General features: G+C 70.1%; 16 protein-coding genes and 1 tRNA gene. 6 read left to right on the top strand and 11 right to left on the bottom strand.

Annotated elements, in window-relative coordinates:
- Nucleotides 1-8: 8 nt before the first annotated feature.
- Together L8951_RS00515 and L8951_RS00510 are read right to left on the bottom strand one after the other, a co-directional pair.
- Entirely contained in the window at nucleotides 9-1,094 is a 1,086-nt protein-coding gene (locus L8951_RS00515) for a copper resistance protein B (protein WP_244381025.1), read from the bottom strand.
- Nucleotides 1,094-2,806: a copper resistance system multicopper oxidase gene (locus L8951_RS00510; RefSeq protein ID WP_244381024.1), complete on the bottom strand. Its 1,713-nt coding sequence runs from the start codon at nucleotides 2,804-2,806 to the stop codon at nucleotides 1,094-1,096. Before L8951_RS00510 ends, L8951_RS00515 begins: the two co-directional genes overlap by 1 nt.
- Nucleotides 2,807-2,874: 68 nt before the next feature.
- Between L8951_RS00510 and L8951_RS00505 the strand changes: the two genes are divergently transcribed.
- Complete coding sequence (locus L8951_RS00505; protein WP_244381023.1) at nucleotides 2,875-3,147, top strand: metal-sensitive transcriptional regulator; 273 nt, start codon at nucleotides 2,875-2,877, stop codon at nucleotides 3,145-3,147.
- A 38-nt stretch (nucleotides 3,148-3,185) separates the two neighbouring features.
- Entirely contained in the window at nucleotides 3,186-3,758 is a 573-nt protein-coding gene (locus L8951_RS00500) for a DUF2231 domain-containing protein (protein WP_322597136.1), read from the top strand.
- A gap of 9 nt (nucleotides 3,759-3,767) precedes the next feature.
- On the opposite strand, the gene L8951_RS00495 is transcribed toward L8951_RS00500, so the two are convergent.
- The 7 genes from L8951_RS00495 to L8951_RS00465 all read right to left on the bottom strand — a co-directional run bounded on the left by L8951_RS00495 (nucleotide 3,768) and on the right by L8951_RS00465 (nucleotide 10,351).
- Nucleotides 3,768-4,388, bottom strand: a complete 621-nt coding sequence (locus tag L8951_RS00495; protein WP_244381021.1) for a DUF305 domain-containing protein — start codon at nucleotides 4,386-4,388, stop codon at nucleotides 3,768-3,770.
- Between the two features lie 196 nt (nucleotides 4,389-4,584).
- Nucleotides 4,585-4,660: transfer RNA gene (locus tag L8951_RS00490), tRNA-Lys, on the bottom strand.
- Nucleotides 4,661-4,771: 111 nt separating this feature from the next.
- A complete protein-coding gene (gene rodA, locus L8951_RS00485; protein ID WP_244381020.1) occupies nucleotides 4,772-5,899 on the bottom strand; it encodes a rod shape-determining protein RodA in 1,128 nt (375 codons plus the stop codon).
- Complete coding sequence (mrdA, locus tag L8951_RS00480) at nucleotides 5,899-7,833, bottom strand: penicillin-binding protein 2 (protein ID WP_244381018.1); 1,935 nt, start codon at nucleotides 7,831-7,833, stop codon at nucleotides 5,899-5,901. The genes rodA and mrdA overlap by 1 nt, the downstream gene beginning before the upstream one ends.
- Before the next feature lie 9 nt (nucleotides 7,834-7,842).
- A complete protein-coding gene (gene mreD, locus L8951_RS00475; RefSeq protein ID WP_244381016.1) occupies nucleotides 7,843-8,382 on the bottom strand; it encodes a rod shape-determining protein MreD in 540 nt (179 codons plus the stop codon).
- On the bottom strand, nucleotides 8,382-9,293 hold the full coding sequence (locus tag L8951_RS00470; RefSeq protein WP_244381014.1) for a rod shape-determining protein MreC: 912 nt from the start codon (nucleotides 9,291-9,293) through the stop codon (nucleotides 8,382-8,384). The genes mreD and L8951_RS00470 overlap by 1 nt, the downstream gene beginning before the upstream one ends.
- Before the next feature lie 14 nt (nucleotides 9,294-9,307).
- A complete protein-coding gene (locus L8951_RS00465; RefSeq protein WP_244381012.1) occupies nucleotides 9,308-10,351 on the bottom strand; it encodes a rod shape-determining protein in 1,044 nt (347 codons plus the stop codon).
- 154 nt (nucleotides 10,352-10,505) lie between these two features.
- Between L8951_RS00465 and mutL the strand changes: the two genes are divergently transcribed.
- The 3 genes from mutL to L8951_RS00450 all read left to right on the top strand — a co-directional run bounded on the left by mutL (nucleotide 10,506) and on the right by L8951_RS00450 (nucleotide 13,410).
- Entirely contained in the window at nucleotides 10,506-12,332 is a 1,827-nt protein-coding gene (mutL, locus tag L8951_RS00460) for a DNA mismatch repair endonuclease MutL (protein WP_244381011.1), read from the top strand.
- 163 nt (nucleotides 12,333-12,495) lie between these two features.
- Nucleotides 12,496-13,098, top strand: coding sequence for an outer membrane beta-barrel protein (locus L8951_RS00455; protein WP_244381010.1), 603 nt, complete (start codon nucleotides 12,496-12,498; stop codon nucleotides 13,096-13,098).
- A gap of 111 nt (nucleotides 13,099-13,209) precedes the next feature.
- The gene (locus L8951_RS00450; RefSeq protein WP_244381009.1) at nucleotides 13,210-13,410 is read left to right on the top strand and encodes a hypothetical protein; all 201 of its coding nucleotides are present in this window, start codon (nucleotides 13,210-13,212) and stop codon (nucleotides 13,408-13,410) included.
- Here L8951_RS00450 and ilvC read toward each other — a convergent pair.
- Both ilvC and miaA read right to left on the bottom strand, forming a co-directional pair.
- Entirely contained in the window at nucleotides 13,359-14,357 is a 999-nt protein-coding gene (ilvC, locus tag L8951_RS00445) for a ketol-acid reductoisomerase (protein ID WP_244381007.1), read from the bottom strand. The genes L8951_RS00450 and ilvC overlap by 52 nt on opposite strands.
- A 9-nt stretch (nucleotides 14,358-14,366) precedes the next feature.
- Complete coding sequence (miaA, locus tag L8951_RS00440; RefSeq protein WP_244381005.1) at nucleotides 14,367-15,296, bottom strand: tRNA (adenosine(37)-N6)-dimethylallyltransferase MiaA; 930 nt, start codon at nucleotides 15,294-15,296, stop codon at nucleotides 14,367-14,369.
- On the opposite strand from miaA, the gene serB reads away from it, so the two are divergent.
- Entirely contained in the window at nucleotides 15,289-16,137 is an 849-nt protein-coding gene (gene serB, locus L8951_RS00435) for a phosphoserine phosphatase SerB (protein ID WP_244381004.1), read from the top strand. The two genes, miaA and serB, sit on opposite strands and share 8 nt — an antisense overlap.
- Nucleotides 16,138-16,140: the final 3 nt, after the last annotated feature.

Below are 16,140 nucleotides of genomic sequence, written 5' to 3'. Positions count from 1 at the left end.
CGGCGCGATCAGAACCAGGCGCGCAGGCCGAGCAGGAGCTTGAGCCCGGCGACATCCTCGCCCTCGGCGCGGGCGAGATCGGCGGTGCGGCCGGTTTTCGCCTCATAGTCGAGCCCGACATAGGGGGCGAATTCGGGGACGAACTCGTAGCGCAGGCGAAGGCCCGCCTCGACCTTGCTCACCCCCGCGCCGATCTCCGCCTCGGGCACGTCCTGCGCGGCCAGTTCGACCTCGAGGCGCGGCTGGAGGATCAGCGACTGGGTGATCTTCTGGTCATATTCGCCCTCGAGCCGCGCGGTGAGGTCGCCCCGGTCCGACAGGAAGAGCGCGGCATCGACGTGGAACATGTAGGGGGCAAGCCCCTGTACGCCGAGGACGGCATGGGGCCGCGTCTCGGGTTCGAGATCGAGCCGGACGCCCGCCTGCAGGTCGAAGAAGGGGCCGATCGCGCGGCTGTAGAGCGCCTGCACCTCGGCCTCCTCGAGGCCTTCCTCGAAGGCGCCTTCGCCCTCGGTCTTGGCGACGAAGCGGTTGAGGTCGCCCCCGTACCAGCCCTGCGCGTCCCACAGGTAGCCGGTATCGCCGCCCTCGGTGGGAAGGCGCGCCTCCAAGCGCTCGAGCATGACCATCCCGGTGATCAAGCCGTCATGGCCGGTGTGGAGCTGTTCGCGCGCGGGGGCCATGGCGGCCTCGCCATAGATGAGGTCGGCGGCGTGGCGCGGGCCTTCGAAGGCGCGGGGCGGGACGGCGCTCTCGGGCGCGGCGCCGGGAACCGCCTTGTCGTCGCCCGGCATGGCGTGGCCCGCGTGCGGGTCATCGGCGGCCTGCGGGTCGGGCATGGCGTGCCCCGCGTGGGGGGCGGCTTCCTCTTCGGCCGCCTCCTTGGGCGGGCATTGCTCGGGGGGCAGGTGCCCCATCGCGCAATGATCGATTTCCTCGGAATGCTGCTGCGGCCGCTGCATGGCGTGACCCGCGTGCGGGTCCTCAATCGGCTCCTTGGCATGGACCTGCGGGTGCTGGCCGTGGTGCTGGTGGTCCTGCGCGAGCGCCGGGGTGGCGGCGGTGGCGAGGAGGAGAATGGCGGTCATGCGCATCAGGCGTCACCCTCCGGTTCGGGGAAGGGGCGCACCGTGACCACCTGCATCATGCCCGCGTGCATGTGATAGAGGAGGTGGCAGTGGAAGGCCCAGTCGCCCGGCTCGTTGGCGGTGAGGTCGAAGGTCGCGGTGCCGCCCGGCTGGACGACCAGCGTGTGCTTCAGCGGCTGGTGCATGTGGTCGGCGCCATTGACCAGCTCGAAGAAATGGCCGTGCAGGTGGATGGGGTGCGCCATCATCGTGTCGTTGACGAGCTTGACCCGCACGCGCTCGTCATAGCCGAAGCGGATGGGGTCGTCGGTGACGGCGGAGAATTTCTTGCCGTCGAACGACCACATGTAGCGTTCCATGTTGCCGGTGAGGTGGATCTCCAGCTCGCGCTCGACCGCGCGATGCGGGTTCGCCCGCGCCGCCTTGAGGTCGGTGTAGCGCAGCACGCGGTGGTCGACCGTGTCGAGCCCGAGGCCGGGGAAGTCCATGCGGTCGACCGGCATGGGGGCGATCATGTCGACCCCGGGGCCGACCTTCACGTCGTCGGGCACGAGGCGCTTGTCGCGCATCGAATGGTCCATGCCGTCCGAACTCCCATGCCCCCCATGGTCCCCGCCGCCCACGCCCATGTCGGCCATGGTCAGCGTGACGGGTTCGCGCAGGCGCGGCGGGGTGGCGAGATGGCCCTTGTGGCTGGTCAGCGTCGCGACGCCGAGCCCCGAGCGGTCCATCGCCTCGGCGGTAATCGCGTGGGCGCCGTCGCCCGGCTCGACGATGACGTCATAGGTCTCGGCGGTGCCGATCTGGAATTCGTCGACCTCGACCGGCGCGACCGGCTGGCCGTCGGCCTCGATCACCGTCATCGGCACGCCCGGGATGCGCACGTTGAAGAAGGTCATCGCCGAGCCGTTGATGAAGCGCAGGCGGATGCGCTCGCCGGGGGTGAAGTCGAAAGCCAGCTTGTCGGCGGGGCCGTGACCGTTGACGAGATAGGTATAGGTCGCCCCCGTGACATCGGCGATGTCGCGCGGATTCATCCGCATGCCGCCCCACATGAGGCGCTCGGCCAGCGGCATGTCGCCCTCGGTCGCGGTCTGCATCTGCCGGTTGAAATAATGCTCGCCCACCTTGAGCTTGCGCATGATCTCGTGCGGGTGGATCGGGGTGAATTCGGACAGCAGCACGACATAGTCGCGATCATAGCGCGGATCGGGCTCGGCGCTGTCGATGACGATCGGGCCGTAATGCCCCGCCTGCTCCTGCAGTCCCGAGTGCGAATGGTACCAATAGGTGCCCGCCTGCCGGACCTTGAAATCGTAGGTGAAGGTCTCGCCGGGGCGGATGCCGGGGAAACTGACGCCGGGCACGCCGTCGAACTGGAAGGGCACGAGCAGCCCGTGCCAGTGCACCGACGTGTCTTCGGCGAGATGGTTGGTGACGTGGAGCCGGACCTGCTGGCCCTCGCGCAGGCGAAGGAGCGGGCCGGGCACGGTGCCGTTGAGCGCGATGGCATGGCCGCTGCGCGCCCCGGTGGTGAAGTGGTGCGCGCCGATCGAGAGGCGGATGTCCTCGCCCGACAGCGTGCCGAACCCGTTGGTGGCGTGGGTCAGCGAGCGCCCGCGCGCCCAGGCGGGAACGGGCAGGGCGGCAACGCCGCCGAGCGCGATCGCGCTGGCGAGCAGGCCGCGGCGCGACATCATCATGGAAGCTTCGGTCATGGCCGCGCTTATAGGCATGCATCGCCCGTTCGTATATACCCCCTTAGGGTATGGGAGGTCGAATCGTCGTGGCGAGCGGAAAGCAGGACAGGATTAACCGACTGGCGCGGGTGGCCGGGCAGGTGAACGGGGTGGCACGGATGATCGAACAGGATCGCTACTGCATGGAGGTCCTCGACCAGTTGCAGGCGATCAAGGCCGCGCTCGCCAAGGTCGAGGCGCAGGTGCTGCGTGACCATGCCGCCAGCTGCGTGGCCGATGCCATTGCCAGTGGGGACGCGCGCGATCAGCAGCAGAAATTCTCCGAACTGATCGACCTGTTCGAACGGGCGCGGCGATGAGGCGCGCCTTGCCCCTGCGCTTTGCATCGGCCGTGCTCATGCTGGCCCTGACGATCGCCGCCCCCGCCGCCGCGCATCGCGGCGAGCCGCATGGAGACGAGGCCGCGCCTGCGACCGAGATGGCCATGGCGGCGCCCGAGACGCGGTCGCAAGTGCCCGGCCCGCCGCCACCCGCCGAGGCCGCGCCGCGTCGCGCCGATGCGATGGCGGTTGCGCGAAACCTGCACCCGCTGTCGGTCCATTTCCCGATCGCGCTGCTGCTGGTGGCGGCGTTCCTCGAGGTCGCGGGGATCGCGCGCCGGCGATGGCGCGCCGATGCGGCGGTCCGGCTGCTGCTGGTGACCGGCGCGGCGGGCGCGCTCGTCGCCGCCCTGCTCGGCTGGGTCCATACCGGCCCCTGGCTGGGGGGCGATGCGGTGATGCAATGGCATCGCTGGATGGGCAGCGCGATCGCGCTGGTGGCGGTCGCGCTGGCGTGGCACGCCGGGCGCGCGAGCGAGCGGCGAGTGCTGCTGCGAACGGCGCTGGTCGCGCTGGCGCTGGCGGTGGCGGTGCAGGGCTATCTCGGCGGCGAACTGTCGCACGGCCCGGGGCACCTGTTCGCCGCCTGAGCCGCGGCCTCAGCGATCGACGTCGACCGCCTCGCGCGCCTCTTCGGTGAGCGGGCGTTCGACCGCCTTCCTGGCCTTGTCGTAGAGGTCGGGGGTGAGCGCGGCGCTGCGCGGTGGCAGCGGCGTGCCATCGCCCAACTCGCCCCGCTGCTCGATATCCTCGAGGAGCAGCTTCATCTCGGCGATCTCCTTCACCTGCGCCTCGATGATGGCGTCGGCGAGTTCGCGCACGCGCGGGTCGCTGATCTGCGCGCGGCGGCTGGTCAGCACGGCGATCGAATGATGCGGGATCATCGCCTTCATCCACGCCTCGTCCTCGACCGTGGCCTGGCTGCGCGCGAGATAGAGGAAGAGGAAGAAGCCGAGCACGGCGCCGACGAGCACGAGGATCTTGGTCGCCAGCGTCTTGTACATGCCCCACATGAAACCGAGCATGATGACGATCATCGCCATGCCCATCATCAGCGCCATCCACATGCGGGTCTGCGAGAAGAAGAGGTGCCCGGGTTCGTAGACGTTGGCATATTTGAGCACGAACATCGTCATGATCGACGTCGCGATCATGGCGCCGAAGGTGAGCCACTTGCCCGGCTTGGGCGCGTCCCGGTGCGCGTCGGTTCCAGTCGTCATGCAGGTCTCCTTTGCAAGACCCTACATTTCGGACCCGGTGCCCGTTCCCCATCGCAGCGTCGAGCGCGCGGCGCCCCGCCTCGTCGGGGGCAACGCTCCGGCGCCAATCCGCTGGCGATCAGGTGACTTGTCAGGATGGCGCGCGCTGACTCGTCGGAATGGCGCTTCCGCGTCAGCGCTAAGTCTTTGGGGAAAATGGTGGACGCACTAGGGCTCGAACCTAGGACCCGCTGATTAAGAGTCAGCTGCTCTACCAACTGAGCTATGCGTCCACACTTTTCGAATTGCACCGCGGCGCCGATGGCTCCGTCGATGCGGTGAGCGGGCCTCTAACGGGGCTGGGGGGCGATTGCAACCCAAAAAATGCAGCGCGCCCGAGGGGGCTAGCCGCGCAGCCCGGCGCGGCGCGCGCGTTCGGCGGTCTTGGCCTGCCGGTCGAACGCGATCAGCAGCCCGATCATCAGCATCACCGTCATCACCGCCGACCCGCCGAAGCTCACCAGCGGGAGCGGGATGCCAACCACCGGCGCCAGCCCCATCACCATCATGAGGTTGATGCAGACGTAGAAGAAGATGGTCATCGTCAGCCCCGCCGCCGCGAGCTGGGCAAAGCGCGTTTGCGCGCGGCGTGCCACCCGCATCCCCCACAGGATCACCCCGGCGAAGGCGAGGATCAGCGCCACCCCGCCGACGAGCCCCCATTCCTCGACGATCGCCGAGAAGGCGAAATCGGTGTGCCCCTCGGGGAGATATTGGAGGTGGCTCTGCGACCCGTTCATATAGCCCTTGCCCCACAACCCGCCCGAGCCGATCGCGATCTTCGACTGGGTCAGGTTGTAGCCCGCCCCGAGCGGATCGGCCTCGGGCTCGAGGAAGATGAGGATGCGCCGCTGCTGGTATTCGTGCAGGAAGCTGATCGCGATCGGCAGCGCGGCCGCGGTGGCGGCGAGCCCGCCCGCGAACAGCCACCATGGCAGCCCGGCGAGGAACATCACCACCACCCCGCCGAAGGCCAGCGCGAGCGCGGTGCCGAGGTCGGGCTGGATGAGCGTCAGCCCGACCGGCAACCCGATCAGCAGCGCGGCGGGCCAGATCGCGCGCCACCGGCGGATGTCGCCCGTCGGCAGCAGTTCGTAGAAGCGGGCGAGCATGAGGACGATCACCGGTTTCATGAATTCCGAGGGCTGCAGCTTCATGAAGCCGAGGTCGATCCAGCGCTGCGCGCCCATGCCGACGAAGCCGACGAATTCGACCGCCAGCAGCATGAGCAGCACGGTGACATAGGCGACCGGGGTGAGCCCCTTGACCCAGCTCTCGGGGACGTAGGAGATGCCGATCGCGGCGAGCAGCAGCGTGAAGAAGATCAGCCCCTGGCGCAGCGCCCACGGCTGCACCGAGCCCCCCGCCGCCGAGTAGAGATGCGCGATCCCGAAGCTGCCGATCAGGAGCACCAGCACGATCAGCTTCCACGGGAGCCGGGCGAGCGGCTGGGGGATGATCGAGGACAGCATCAGGCGGTCTCGTCACTCGCCGCACGCGCGGCGGCATTGGCTTGCGCAAGCTCGAGCACCCGGCGCTGGAAGGCGGCCTCGCGCTCGGCGAGCGATCCGCCCCACTGCTCCTCGTAGGCGACCAGTTGTTCCATCGCCTTCTCGCGGTCGAACAGGAAGGTCATCACGTCGCGCGCGATCGGGGTCGCGGCGCCCGAGGTGCCCCCGTGCTCGACCGTCACCGCCATCGCGTAGCGCGGCTGGTCGAATGGGGCGTAACAAACGAAATGGCCGTGATCCTTGTATTTCCACGGCACGTTCTTGCCGTCGCCATATTGCAGCCCGCGCACCTGGCTGGTGCCGGTCTTGCCCGCCACCTCGACCCCCTCGACGGGCACGCGCGCGGTGCCCGCGGTCCCGGCGGCATTGACCACCTGCCACATGCCCTGGCGCGTCACCGCGAGATGCTCCTCGGGGATGTCGAGCGGCGGGGCGCTGTCCGCGTGCACCCCGATCAGCCGCGGCAGGATGGCGCGCCCGCTGGCGATGCGCGCGGTGTGCACCGCGAGCTGGAGCGGGTTGAGGATGACATAGCCCTGCCCGATCGAGGCGTTGAGCGAATCCGCCGCGGTCCAGCGCTGGTCGTACTTGCGCAGCTTCCATTCGCTGTCGGGGATGGTGCCGTAGCTCTGACTGACCAGCGGCAGGTCGTATTTCATCCCGAGCGTGAGCTTGCGCGCCATCTCGGCGACCACGTCATAGCCGGTGCGGTGCGCCATCGCGTAGAAATAGGTGTTGCAGCTCTTCATGATCGCATCGCGCATGTTCATCGAGCCATGCCGCTTGAGACAGCGGAAGAAGCGCCGCCCGAGCTGGTAGCCGCCGTTGCAATGCACCCGCTCGTCGGGGTCGATCCCCGCGGCCTGGAAGGCGAGCGTGTTCATCGGCTTGAGACACGAGCCCGGGGGATAGAGCGAGTTGACCGTCTTGTTGACGAGCGGCCGCCGCTCGTTCTCGGACAATAGCTTCCACTCGGTCCGGCCGATGCCGTCGGAAAAGCTGTTGGGATCGTAGGCGGGCATCGAGGCGAGGCACAGGATGTCGCCCGTCGGCACGTCGATCACCACCACCGCGCCGCTCTCGAGCCCGAGCCGCCGCGCCGCATATTCCTGCAGGTCGACGTCGATCGCCAGCCGCACCGTATTGCCCGAGCGGTCGGGCTTGGGTTCGAGTTCGCGCACCAGCTTGCCGCGCGCGGTCAGCTCGACCCGCTGCCCGCCGGGCTGGCCGCGCAATTGCGGCTCGAGCACCTCCTCGAGCCCTTCCTTGCCGATCTTGAACCCGGGGGTGACGAGCAGCGGGTTCTTGTCCTCGGCGACATATTCCTCGCGGTTGGCGATCCCGACATAGCCGACCAGGTGGCCGACCGCGCTGCCCGCGGGATAATAGCGCGAGAAGCCGCGCTGGGGCAGCACGCCCTCGAGGTCGGGCAGGCGCACCGTGACCGCGGCGTAATTCTCATAGGCGACATTCTCGGCGAGCTGGACCGGCTGGTAGCCCGACTTGGTCGCCAGCTCGGTGCTGATCCGCTCGACCTGGTCGGGGTCAAGGTCGAGCAGCGCGGCCGCCTTCTTGAGGGTGACCTCGACCTGCCCCTCGGGGACCTGGTCGGCGATCATGTCGACGCGAAAGTCGGACCGGTTGATCGCGATCGGCTTGCCGTTGCGGTCGACGAGCCAGCCGCGCCGCGGCGGGACGATGATCATCTGGACGCGATTGTCCTCGGCCATCGTCTGGTAATATTGGTTCTGGCTGATCGACAGGTAGCCGAGCCGCGCGATCAGCGCGCCGCCGAGCACCGTCTGGATCCCGCCGACCAGCAGCGAGCGGCGGCTGAACGCCTCATCGCGCTGGGCCTCGGTGAAGCGGGCGGGTTTCTTGGGCGGCTTGGCCATGGACGGTGCTTATACCCCAGTCTTGCGCAGGCGGTAACGGTCGAGCCACGCTACCAGTTCGCTGACGATCGGGAAGGCGAAGACGGTGATGGCGACCGGCGGCCACAATGCCCCGAGCGGCATTGCCGCGCCCTGAATGGCCGCAACCCACCATTGCAGGAACTCGGCGACGAGGATGAGCAGCGCGGCGAGCAGCCATTCGGTCACCCAGCTGCGCCCGAGCTTGCGCGCGTCGACGATATCGATCGCCAGCAGCGCGAAGCAGAAGGTCACCACCGACAGCCCGATCGGGTGCATCGCCAGCAGGTCGTTGAGCAGCCCGAGCGGGATCGCCCACCAGTTGGGGAAGGGGTCCGAGCGGTGCATCCGCCAGCCGAGCAGCATGATAAAGCCCGCATCGGGCCACCATCCCTTGGTCGAGACGATCGGCAGGATGGCGACGAGGAGGCTGGCGAGCGCGATGCTCGCGGCGGGGACGATCTCGGCGAAGGGACGCGGTCCCTGCGCGAAGCCGGCGGGACGGGGGCGAGGCCGGGCGCGCCGCGCCATTATTGCAGCGCGTCCGGGGGCAGCGTGGCCTCGGCCTCCTCGAGCGGCGCGTCATAATCGGCCAGCGCGACGGGCTCGTAGGGGGCCTCGACCAGCGCGATGCTCGATTGCGCGGGGGTGGCGAGCGGGACCGCGACCGCGCCGTCGTCGTCGAGCCGGACCACCCGCGCGACCGGCAGCCGCGGGGGGTAGAGGCCGCCGGTGCCGCTGGTGACGATGATGTCCCCCGGCTCGAACGGGTTGCGCCCGACTTCGAGCGGACGCAGGTCGACATTGCCGTCGCCCATCCCGCGCGCGATCACGGGCTCGCCGGTGCGCAGGATGCGCGCCGGCACGATCGCCGAGCGATCGGAGATGAGGAGGACCCGGCTCGAGAAGGCGCCGGTGGCGACGATCCGCCCGAGCAGCCCGTCGGGGCTGCGCACGGGCATGCCGTTGCGCACCCCGCTGGCGCGTCCCGCCGAGAGGACCGCGAAGCGGCGCACGCTGTCGTGGCTCGAGCCGATGATCCGCCCCGCGGCGATCGTCTCGACCACCCGCTCGCGCAGCTCGAGCGCGGCCTTGAGCTGTTCGTTCTCGCGCTCGAGCGCGGCAGCGGCGAGCGCCTGGCGCCGCAACCGATCGCGCTGTTCCTTGAGCTCGGCGTTCTGGCTGGCCGCGTCCCAATAATTGCCCGCCCCGGTGAACACCCCGTTGACGGTCGAGCCGATCGCGGCGAGCGCCTCGGCGGCGGGACGGGTGGCGTCGGTGGCGGCGCCGCGCAGCCCGTCGAAGGTGCGCGGCGCGACCACCGAGATGGCGAGCAGGATCAGCCCGAGCGCAAGCCCCGCCGCGAGCGCGACGAAGCTGAAGAACAGGCTGTATTGCGCGCGCCGCGACCACCCGGGGCGACGGAACTTGCTCGCCGCCATCGACTGCCCCTTGGTCAAACGGTCAGCAGCACGCCGCGGAACTGGTCTTCCTCGAGCGCCCGGCCGGTCCCCATCGCGACACAGGTCAGCGGGTCGTCGGCGACGATGACGGGCAGCCCGGTCTCGTCGCGCAGCACGTCGTCGAGCCCCTCGAGCAGCGCGCCGCCGCCGGTGAGCACGATGCCCTGGTCGCAGATGTCGGCGGCCAGTTCGGGCGCGGTGTTCTCGAGCGCGATGCGCACCCCCTCGACGATCGTGCCGACGGGTTCAGACAGCGCCTCGGCAATCTGCCCCTGGTTGATCGCGATTTCCTTGGGCACCCCGTTCACGAGGTCGCGGCCCTTGATGTAGACGGTCTCGCCGATCCCGTCGGCGGGCGGCTTGGCGATGCCGACTTCCTTCTTGATCCGCTCGGCGGTGGCCTCGCCGATCAGGAGGTTGTGGTTGCGCCGGACGTAGGAAGAGATGGCTTCGTCCATCTTGTCCCCGCCCACGCGAACGCTGGTGGTGTAGGCGAGCCCGCGCAGCGACAGGACGGCGACCTCGGTGGTGCCGCCGCCGATGTCGACGACCATCGAGCCGACCGGTTCGGTCACCGGCATGTCGGCGCCGATCGCGGCGGCCATCGGTTCCTCGATCAGGTAGACCGCGCTCGCGCCCGCGTTGGAGGCGGCGTCGCGGATCGCGCGGCGTTCGACGTTGGTCGCGCCCGAGGGGATGCAGATGACGATCTCTGGGAAGCGCCAGGCGCGCATCTTGCCGCCGTGCACCTTCTGGATGAAGTGCTTGATCATCTCCTCGGCCACGTCGATGTCGGCGATGACGCCGTCGCGCAGCGGGCGGATCGCGTCGATCGCCTCGGGGGTCTTGCCCATCATCAGCTTGGCGTCGTCGCCGACCGCCTTCACCCGCTTGATCCCGTTGACCGTTTCGATCGCGACCACCGACGGCTCGTTGAGCACGATGCCGCGCCCGCGCACGTAGACGAGCGTATTGGCGGTGCCGAGGTCGATGGCCATGTCATGGCTCATCCACTTGAACCATTTCGTCCAGAACATATGGGAGTCTTCCACTTTGCTGTTATGGTGGCCGCAACGCACGGGGGCGCTCGCAGTCTCCAATGGTTAAACAAACACTGTTGAAAGCTTCTTGAATTTCCACGGGATTCAGGGGCTTCCAGGCGCTTCGAACAAGTGGGCGAATAAGGTTGATATGTCAATAAGAAGGCTTCCCGATACGCTCGTCGACCGGATCGCCGCGGGGGAGGTGGTCGAGCGCCCCGCGAGCGCGCTGAAGGAGCTGGTCGAGAACGGACTCGACGCGGGCGCCCGGCGCATCCGCGTGCGGCTCGAGGGCGGCGGGACCACCCGCATCCTCGTCGAGGACGACGGGCATGGCATGACCCCCGCCGAGATGGGGCTCGCGCTCGAACGGCACGCCACCTCAAAGCTGCCCGACGAGGCGATCGAGGAAGTCACCAGCTTCGGCTTTCGCGGCGAGGCGCTGCCCTCGATCGCCAGCGTCTCGCGCTTCACGCTCGAGAGCCGGACCGCGCACGGCGAGGGCTGGCGCCGGGTCGTCGACCATGGCGCGCGGGTCGAGGACGCCCCCGCCAGCGTGCCGCCGGGCACCCGCGTCACCGTCGAGGAGCTGTTCGCCAAGGTGCCAGCGCGGCGCAAGTTCATGCGCAGCCCGCGCGCCGAATACCAGGCCGCGCTCGACGTCATGCGGCGGCTCGCGATGGCGCGCCCCGACGTGGCCTTCCGGCTCGAGCATGACGCGCGCACGATCATCGCGGTCCAGCCGCAGTCGGCGCCCGAGCGGGTCGCGGCGCTGCTCACCCCCGACCTCGCCAAGAACGCGGTCGGGGTCGACCACCGGCGCGGCGACCTGTGCCTCGAGGGGGTGGTCAGCCTGCCCACCTTCAACCGCGGCATGGGCGACCAGCAATATCTGTTCGTCAACGGTCGCCCGGTGAAGGACAAGCTGCTCACCGGCGCGCTGCGCGGCGCCTATCGCGACCTGATCGCGCGCGACCGCCACCCGATCGCCGCGCTGTTCGTCAGCTGCCCCGCGCACGAGGTCGACATCAACGTCCATCCGGCAAAGACCGAGGTGCGCTTTCGCGATCCCGCCGGGGTGCGCGGGCTGATCGTCGGGGGAGTGCGCCGCGCGCTCGAGGAGGCGGGGCACCTCTCGGCGGCGCGCGACCAGCATGCGCAGCCCGCCAACTGGCAGGTCGAGGGACAGCCGCCGGCCGCGCCGGGCGCGCTCGCCGCGGCGGGCGCGCACGCCGCGCCGCCCCCCGCGGCGGCGGGCAACGCCGCGATGGTGCGCGAGACCCCCGGCGCATACCGGCCGCCGACCGGGCGCAACGACGGCTTCGCCGCGGTGCTCGCCGCCGCCCCGCTGGCGCGCGCCGAACCCGCCGCCGCGCCCGTCCCCGAGGCGGCGCGCCACCCGCTCGGCGCGGCGCGCGGGCAGGTCGCCGCCACCTATATCGTCGCCGAGGCCGAGGACGGGCTGGTGCTGGTCGACCAGCATGCCGCGCACGAACGGCTCGTGCTCGAGGCGATGCGCAGGGGCCGCGAGGGGCAGGGGGTCGCCAGCCAGCCGCTGCTGATCGCCGAACCGGTCGAGCTCGACGAGGCCGATTGCGAACGGCTCGAGGAAGCCGCTCCCGACCTCGCCCGCCACGGGCTCGAGATCGAGCGCTTCGGGCCGACCACCATGCTGGTGCGCGCCACCCCCGCGCCGCTCGGCGACAAGGTCGAGGCGCCCCGGCTGCTCGCCGACATTGCCGCCGAGCTCGCCGAGCTGGGGGCGGCGCCCACGCTGCAGGACCGGCTCGACCTCGTCGCTGGCACGATGGCCTGCCACGGCTCGGTCCGCGCCGGGCGCATCCTCTCGGTGCCCGAGATGAACGCGCTGCTGCGGCAGATCGAGACGACGCCGCATTCAGGCCAGTGCAACCACGGCCGCCCGACCTGGGTGAAGCTGGCGCTCAACGATGTGGAAAAACTCTTCGGGCGCCACTAGGACACAGCGGTCCGAATTTTCTTTCACCCCGATTCCCCGGCCCATTCCAGCCGCTTGGCGCCTGCCTGTCGCGCCGATGAACCCGCGTCTCAGGGCGCGTTCAGCGCGCGCCGGGGATGGCCGGGACCGGGACACACTCGCAGCATCAGTCCAAGGAGTTACCATGCTGAAACACGGCCTTTTCACCGCCACCGCGCTCGCCGCGCTCGCCGCCGCCACCCCCGCGTCGGCGCAGATCCTCGCGCCCTCGGGGCCGCGCATCGAACTGCAGGCGGGCTTCGAGGGCGACCGTGCCGATTTCACCGCCGCCGACTATCAGTCCGACGGCGCCTATCTCGGGCTCGGGGTCGGCTACGACATCTCGCTCGGGCTGGTCGCGCTCGGCATTGACCTCGAGGCGGGGGAGAGCTCGATCGAGGATGCGGTCGCCTACCAGGATGTCGACGGCTTCGTGACTGGCACCTTCGAGAACGAGCGCGACCTCTATGTCGGCGGCCGGCTGACCGTGCCCGTCGGCCCGCTCGGCGACGTCTATCTCAAGGGCGGCTACACCAACGTGATGTCGATCCAGGACCTCACCATCAACAGCGGGACCGAGACCTTCTACGAGCTGGTCGAGAGCGACGAGGACGGCTTCCGGGTCGGCGCGGGCGGGCGCTTCTACGTCGGTCGCGGGGCCTATCTCGGCGCCGAATATCGCTTCGCCCGCTATGACAGCGAGATCGAGAAGCACCAGGCGCTCGCGGTGCTCGGGCTGCGGTTCTAGGCGGCGTCCACCCGCCGCCGGGCAAGCGCCTCCCCCGTGCGCGTCACGGGGGAGGCGACTTTGCCGCCATTTGCTGCTAAGACTTGTCCCGTCATGTCCCGGGAGGCTGCAATGGCAGAACAGGATCGCTTCTATTTCGCACAACGTGCAGCCGAGGAAATGGAACGCGCGCAGGATGCCGCCAACCCGGCGGTGGTCGACGTCCACCGCCAGATGACGCGGCGCTATCTCGAGCGCGCGCTGGTCGGCGACCGCCCCGGCTACGACGTCGACGAGGACGCGCTCGTCGGCGAAATCTCCTCGAGCCGCTGACGCACCGCCTCGGCGCGATGCGCGCGCGCGCGCTCGCGCGCCTTCGTCAGGAGCGGATAGCCCTCGGCGGCTTCCTGCGCGAGCTGGGCGGCGAACTCGCCGCCCCGCACGCTCGTCATGATGTCTCGCATGCGCGCGCGCACATGATGGTCGATGACCGCCGGTCCGCCGAGCACCGCGCCGAGCTCGGCGGTGTTCGAGATGACCTCGCGCATGCCGGCGATGCCGCGCGCCTCGATCAGGTCGGCGAGCAGCTTGAGTTCGCGCACGCATTCGAAATAGGCGACCTCTTCAGAATAGCCCGTCTCGACCAGCGTCTCGTAGCCCGCGAGCAGCAGCGCGGGGACGCCCCCCCAGACCACCGCTTGCTCGTTGAACAGGTCGGCGACGCATTCCTCCTCGAACGAGGAGGCGATGAGCCCGGCGCGCGCGCAGCCGATCGCCTGCCCGTAGGCGAGCGCGACCTGCCTGGCCTTGCCGCTGCGGTCCTCGGCGACCGCCCAGAGCGCGGGCATGCCCTTACCCTCGGTATGGAGCTGGCGCAGCGCGGTGCCGGGGCCCTTGGGCGCGACGAGCAGGACGTCGAGGTCCGCGCGCGGACGGACATGGTTGAAATGCACCGCGAGCCCGTGGCTGAAGCCGAGCGCGCTGCCCCGTTCGAGCGCGGGTTCGACGAGGCCGTAGATCCCGGTCATCAGTTCGTCGGGGACCAGCATCATGGTCAGCGCGGCGTCCCTCGGTGCCTGCTCGAGCGGCAATGCGGTCAAGCCGTCGGCGCGCACCTGCTCGACGGTCGCGCTGCCCTCGCGAAGACCCACCACCACGTCCATCCCGCTGTCGGCGAGATTGAGCGCCTGCGCACGGCCCTGGTTGCCATAGCCGATGATGGCGATGCGCTTGCCCGCCAAGGGCGCGGGGTCGATGGCGTCGTCGGTGATGATGTCCATGGATCGTCCTTAGGCCGGGGGGGCGAGCAGGGCTAGGGCACGCGCCAGCGCGTCGTCGCTGTCGAGCGGGTCGCTGAAGCGCGGCCAGTCGGCGGGCGGCTGGCGGCGGAACCAGGTATATTGGCGCTTCATATATTGCCGCGTGGCGCGCTGGGCGGCCGCGATCGCGTCGTCGAGGCTGGTCTCGCCCGCAAGATGCGCGGCCAGTTCGGGCACGCCGATCGCGCGCATCACCGGCAGGGCGGGGTCGAGCCCGCGCGCCAGCAGCGCCGTCACTTCTTCGATCGCGCCCGCCGCGACCATCGTCTCGAAGCGCCGGTCGCAGCGCGCGGCGAGCCAGTCGCGCGGGGGCAGGAGGAGGAGCGGGCGCAGCGTGACCGCACCGCCGATCCCGCCTTCCTTTCGCGCCTGCCAGTAGGACAGCGGGTGGCCGGTCGAGCGCACGACTTCGAGCGCGCGCGCGATCCGCAGGCTGTCGCCGGGATTGAGCCGCGCCGCCGCCGCCGGGTCCTCGGTCGCGAGCGCGGCGTAATTGCTCGCCGTGTCGGTATCGCGGACCGCGGCGCGGATCGCGGGATCGATCTCGGGCACCGGGGCGATGCCGTCGAGCAGCGTGCGCAGGTAGAGCCCGGTGCCGCCGACGAGGATGGGCAGCTTTCCTGCCGCCCGTGCGACGGCGATTTCCTGCTTCGCCAGCGCCGCCCAGTCGGCGGCCGAACAGGGCAGGGCGCCATCGCGTACCCCGTAGAGGCGGTGCGGCGCGCGGGCCTGTTCGCCGGGCGAGGGGCTCGCGGCGAGGATCGACAGGTCGGCGTAGATCTGCGCGCTGTCGGCGTTGATGACCACGCCATCCTTCGCCTCGGCCAGCCGAAGCGCCAGTTCGGACTTGCCGCTCGCGGTCGGACCCGCGATGAGGGCGAGAGGAGGATGCATGGCCATTGCGACGCTGATAGCAGCCGCCGCGCTCGATGCCAGCCGGCTCGAGACGCTGGCGGCGCGGCTCGGGGCCGAGGCGCGCTGGCTCGAGGTTGGCCGCGTGGCGCGGCTGGAAAGCGCGCGCCCGGTCGCCGAGCTGCGCGCCGCGCTCGCCGAATTCGAGGGCGTCGACCATGTCGTGCACGATCACGATCGCCCGCCCGCCCTGTTCCTCGCCGACATGGACAGCACGATGATCGGGCAGGAGTGCATCGACGAACTCGCCGCGCTGGCGGGGGTGGGCGCGGCGGTCGCCGACATCACCGAGCGCGCGATGCGCGGCGAGCTCGATTTCGCGCGCGCGCTCGCCGCGCGGCTCGCGCTGCTCGAGGGGCTCGAGGTGGCGGCGATCGAGACACTGCTCGCCACCCGCATCCGCCCCAACCGGGGCGCGGCCACGCTGGTTGGGACGCTGTCGCGCCATGGCGTGCGCACGGTGCTCGTTTCGGGCGGCTTCACCGCCTTCGCCGAGCCCGTCGCGCGCGCGCTCGGGTTCGACCGCGTCGTCGCCAACCGGCTCGAGGTCGCGAACGGTCGCCTCACCGGGCGGGTCGAGGGCGCGGTGGTCGACGGCGCGGTCAAGCGCGCGGTGCTGGTCGAGGAACGCGCAAGGTGCGGCGGGCCGGTGGTCGCGATCGGCGATGGCGCCAACGACCTGCCGATGCTGCACGAGGCCGATCTGGGGATTGCCTATCGCGCCAAGCCGCGGGTCGCCGCCGCCGCCGATGCGCGGCTCGATCACGCCGACCTCGACGCGTTGCTCCACGCCTTCGGGTTCACGCCCGCCGACCCGGGCGCCGACTAGCCG

It is taken from the genome of Sphingomicrobium astaxanthinifaciens (genome assembly GCF_022865105.1).
GTDB classification, from domain to species: domain Bacteria; phylum Pseudomonadota; class Alphaproteobacteria; order Sphingomonadales; family Sphingomonadaceae; genus Sphingomicrobium; species Sphingomicrobium astaxanthinifaciens.
Note: the sequence above shows the minus strand (reverse complement) of the source record. Positions and strands in the feature narration are given on the sequence as shown.

Bases quoted from the DNA above. Each gene is read 5' to 3' on its own strand.
- L8951_RS00495 (WP_244381021.1), bottom strand. From the start codon at position 4,388: ATGACGACTGGAACCGACGCGCACCGGGACGCGCCCAAGCCGGGCAAG.
- L8951_RS00470 (WP_244381014.1), bottom strand. From the start codon at position 9,293: ATGGCGGCGAGCAAGTTCCGTCGCCCCGGGTGGTCGCGGCGCGCGCAA.
- L8951_RS00500 (WP_322597136.1), top strand. From the start codon at position 3,186: ATGCTGGCCCTGACGATCGCCGCCCCCGCCGCCGCGCATCGCGGCGAG.
- miaA (WP_244381005.1), bottom strand. From the start codon at position 15,296: ATGGCCATGCATCCTCCTCTCGCCCTCATCGCGGGTCCGACCGCGAGC.
- mutL (WP_244381011.1), top strand. From the start codon at position 10,506: ATGTCAATAAGAAGGCTTCCCGATACGCTCGTCGACCGGATCGCCGCG.
- mrdA (WP_244381018.1), bottom strand. From the start codon at position 7,833: ATGGCCAAGCCGCCCAAGAAACCCGCCCGCTTCACCGAGGCCCAGCGC.
- L8951_RS00515 (WP_244381025.1), bottom strand. From the start codon at position 1,094: ATGCGCATGACCGCCATTCTCCTCCTCGCCACCGCCGCCACCCCGGCG.
- serB (WP_244381004.1), top strand. From the start codon at position 15,289: ATGGCCATTGCGACGCTGATAGCAGCCGCCGCGCTCGATGCCAGCCGG.
- rodA (WP_244381020.1), bottom strand. From the start codon at position 5,899: ATGCTGTCCTCGATCATCCCCCAGCCGCTCGCCCGGCTCCCGTGGAAG.
- L8951_RS00455 (WP_244381010.1), top strand. From the start codon at position 12,496: ATGCTGAAACACGGCCTTTTCACCGCCACCGCGCTCGCCGCGCTCGCC.
- L8951_RS00450 (WP_244381009.1), top strand. From the start codon at position 13,210: ATGGCAGAACAGGATCGCTTCTATTTCGCACAACGTGCAGCCGAGGAA.
- L8951_RS00465 (WP_244381012.1), bottom strand. From the start codon at position 10,351: ATGTTCTGGACGAAATGGTTCAAGTGGATGAGCCATGACATGGCCATC.
- L8951_RS00510 (WP_244381024.1), bottom strand. From the start codon at position 2,806: ATGACCGAAGCTTCCATGATGATGTCGCGCCGCGGCCTGCTCGCCAGC.
- ilvC (WP_244381007.1), bottom strand. From the start codon at position 14,357: ATGGACATCATCACCGACGACGCCATCGACCCCGCGCCCTTGGCGGGC.
- mreD (WP_244381016.1), bottom strand. From the start codon at position 8,382: ATGGCGCGGCGCGCCCGGCCTCGCCCCCGTCCCGCCGGCTTCGCGCAG.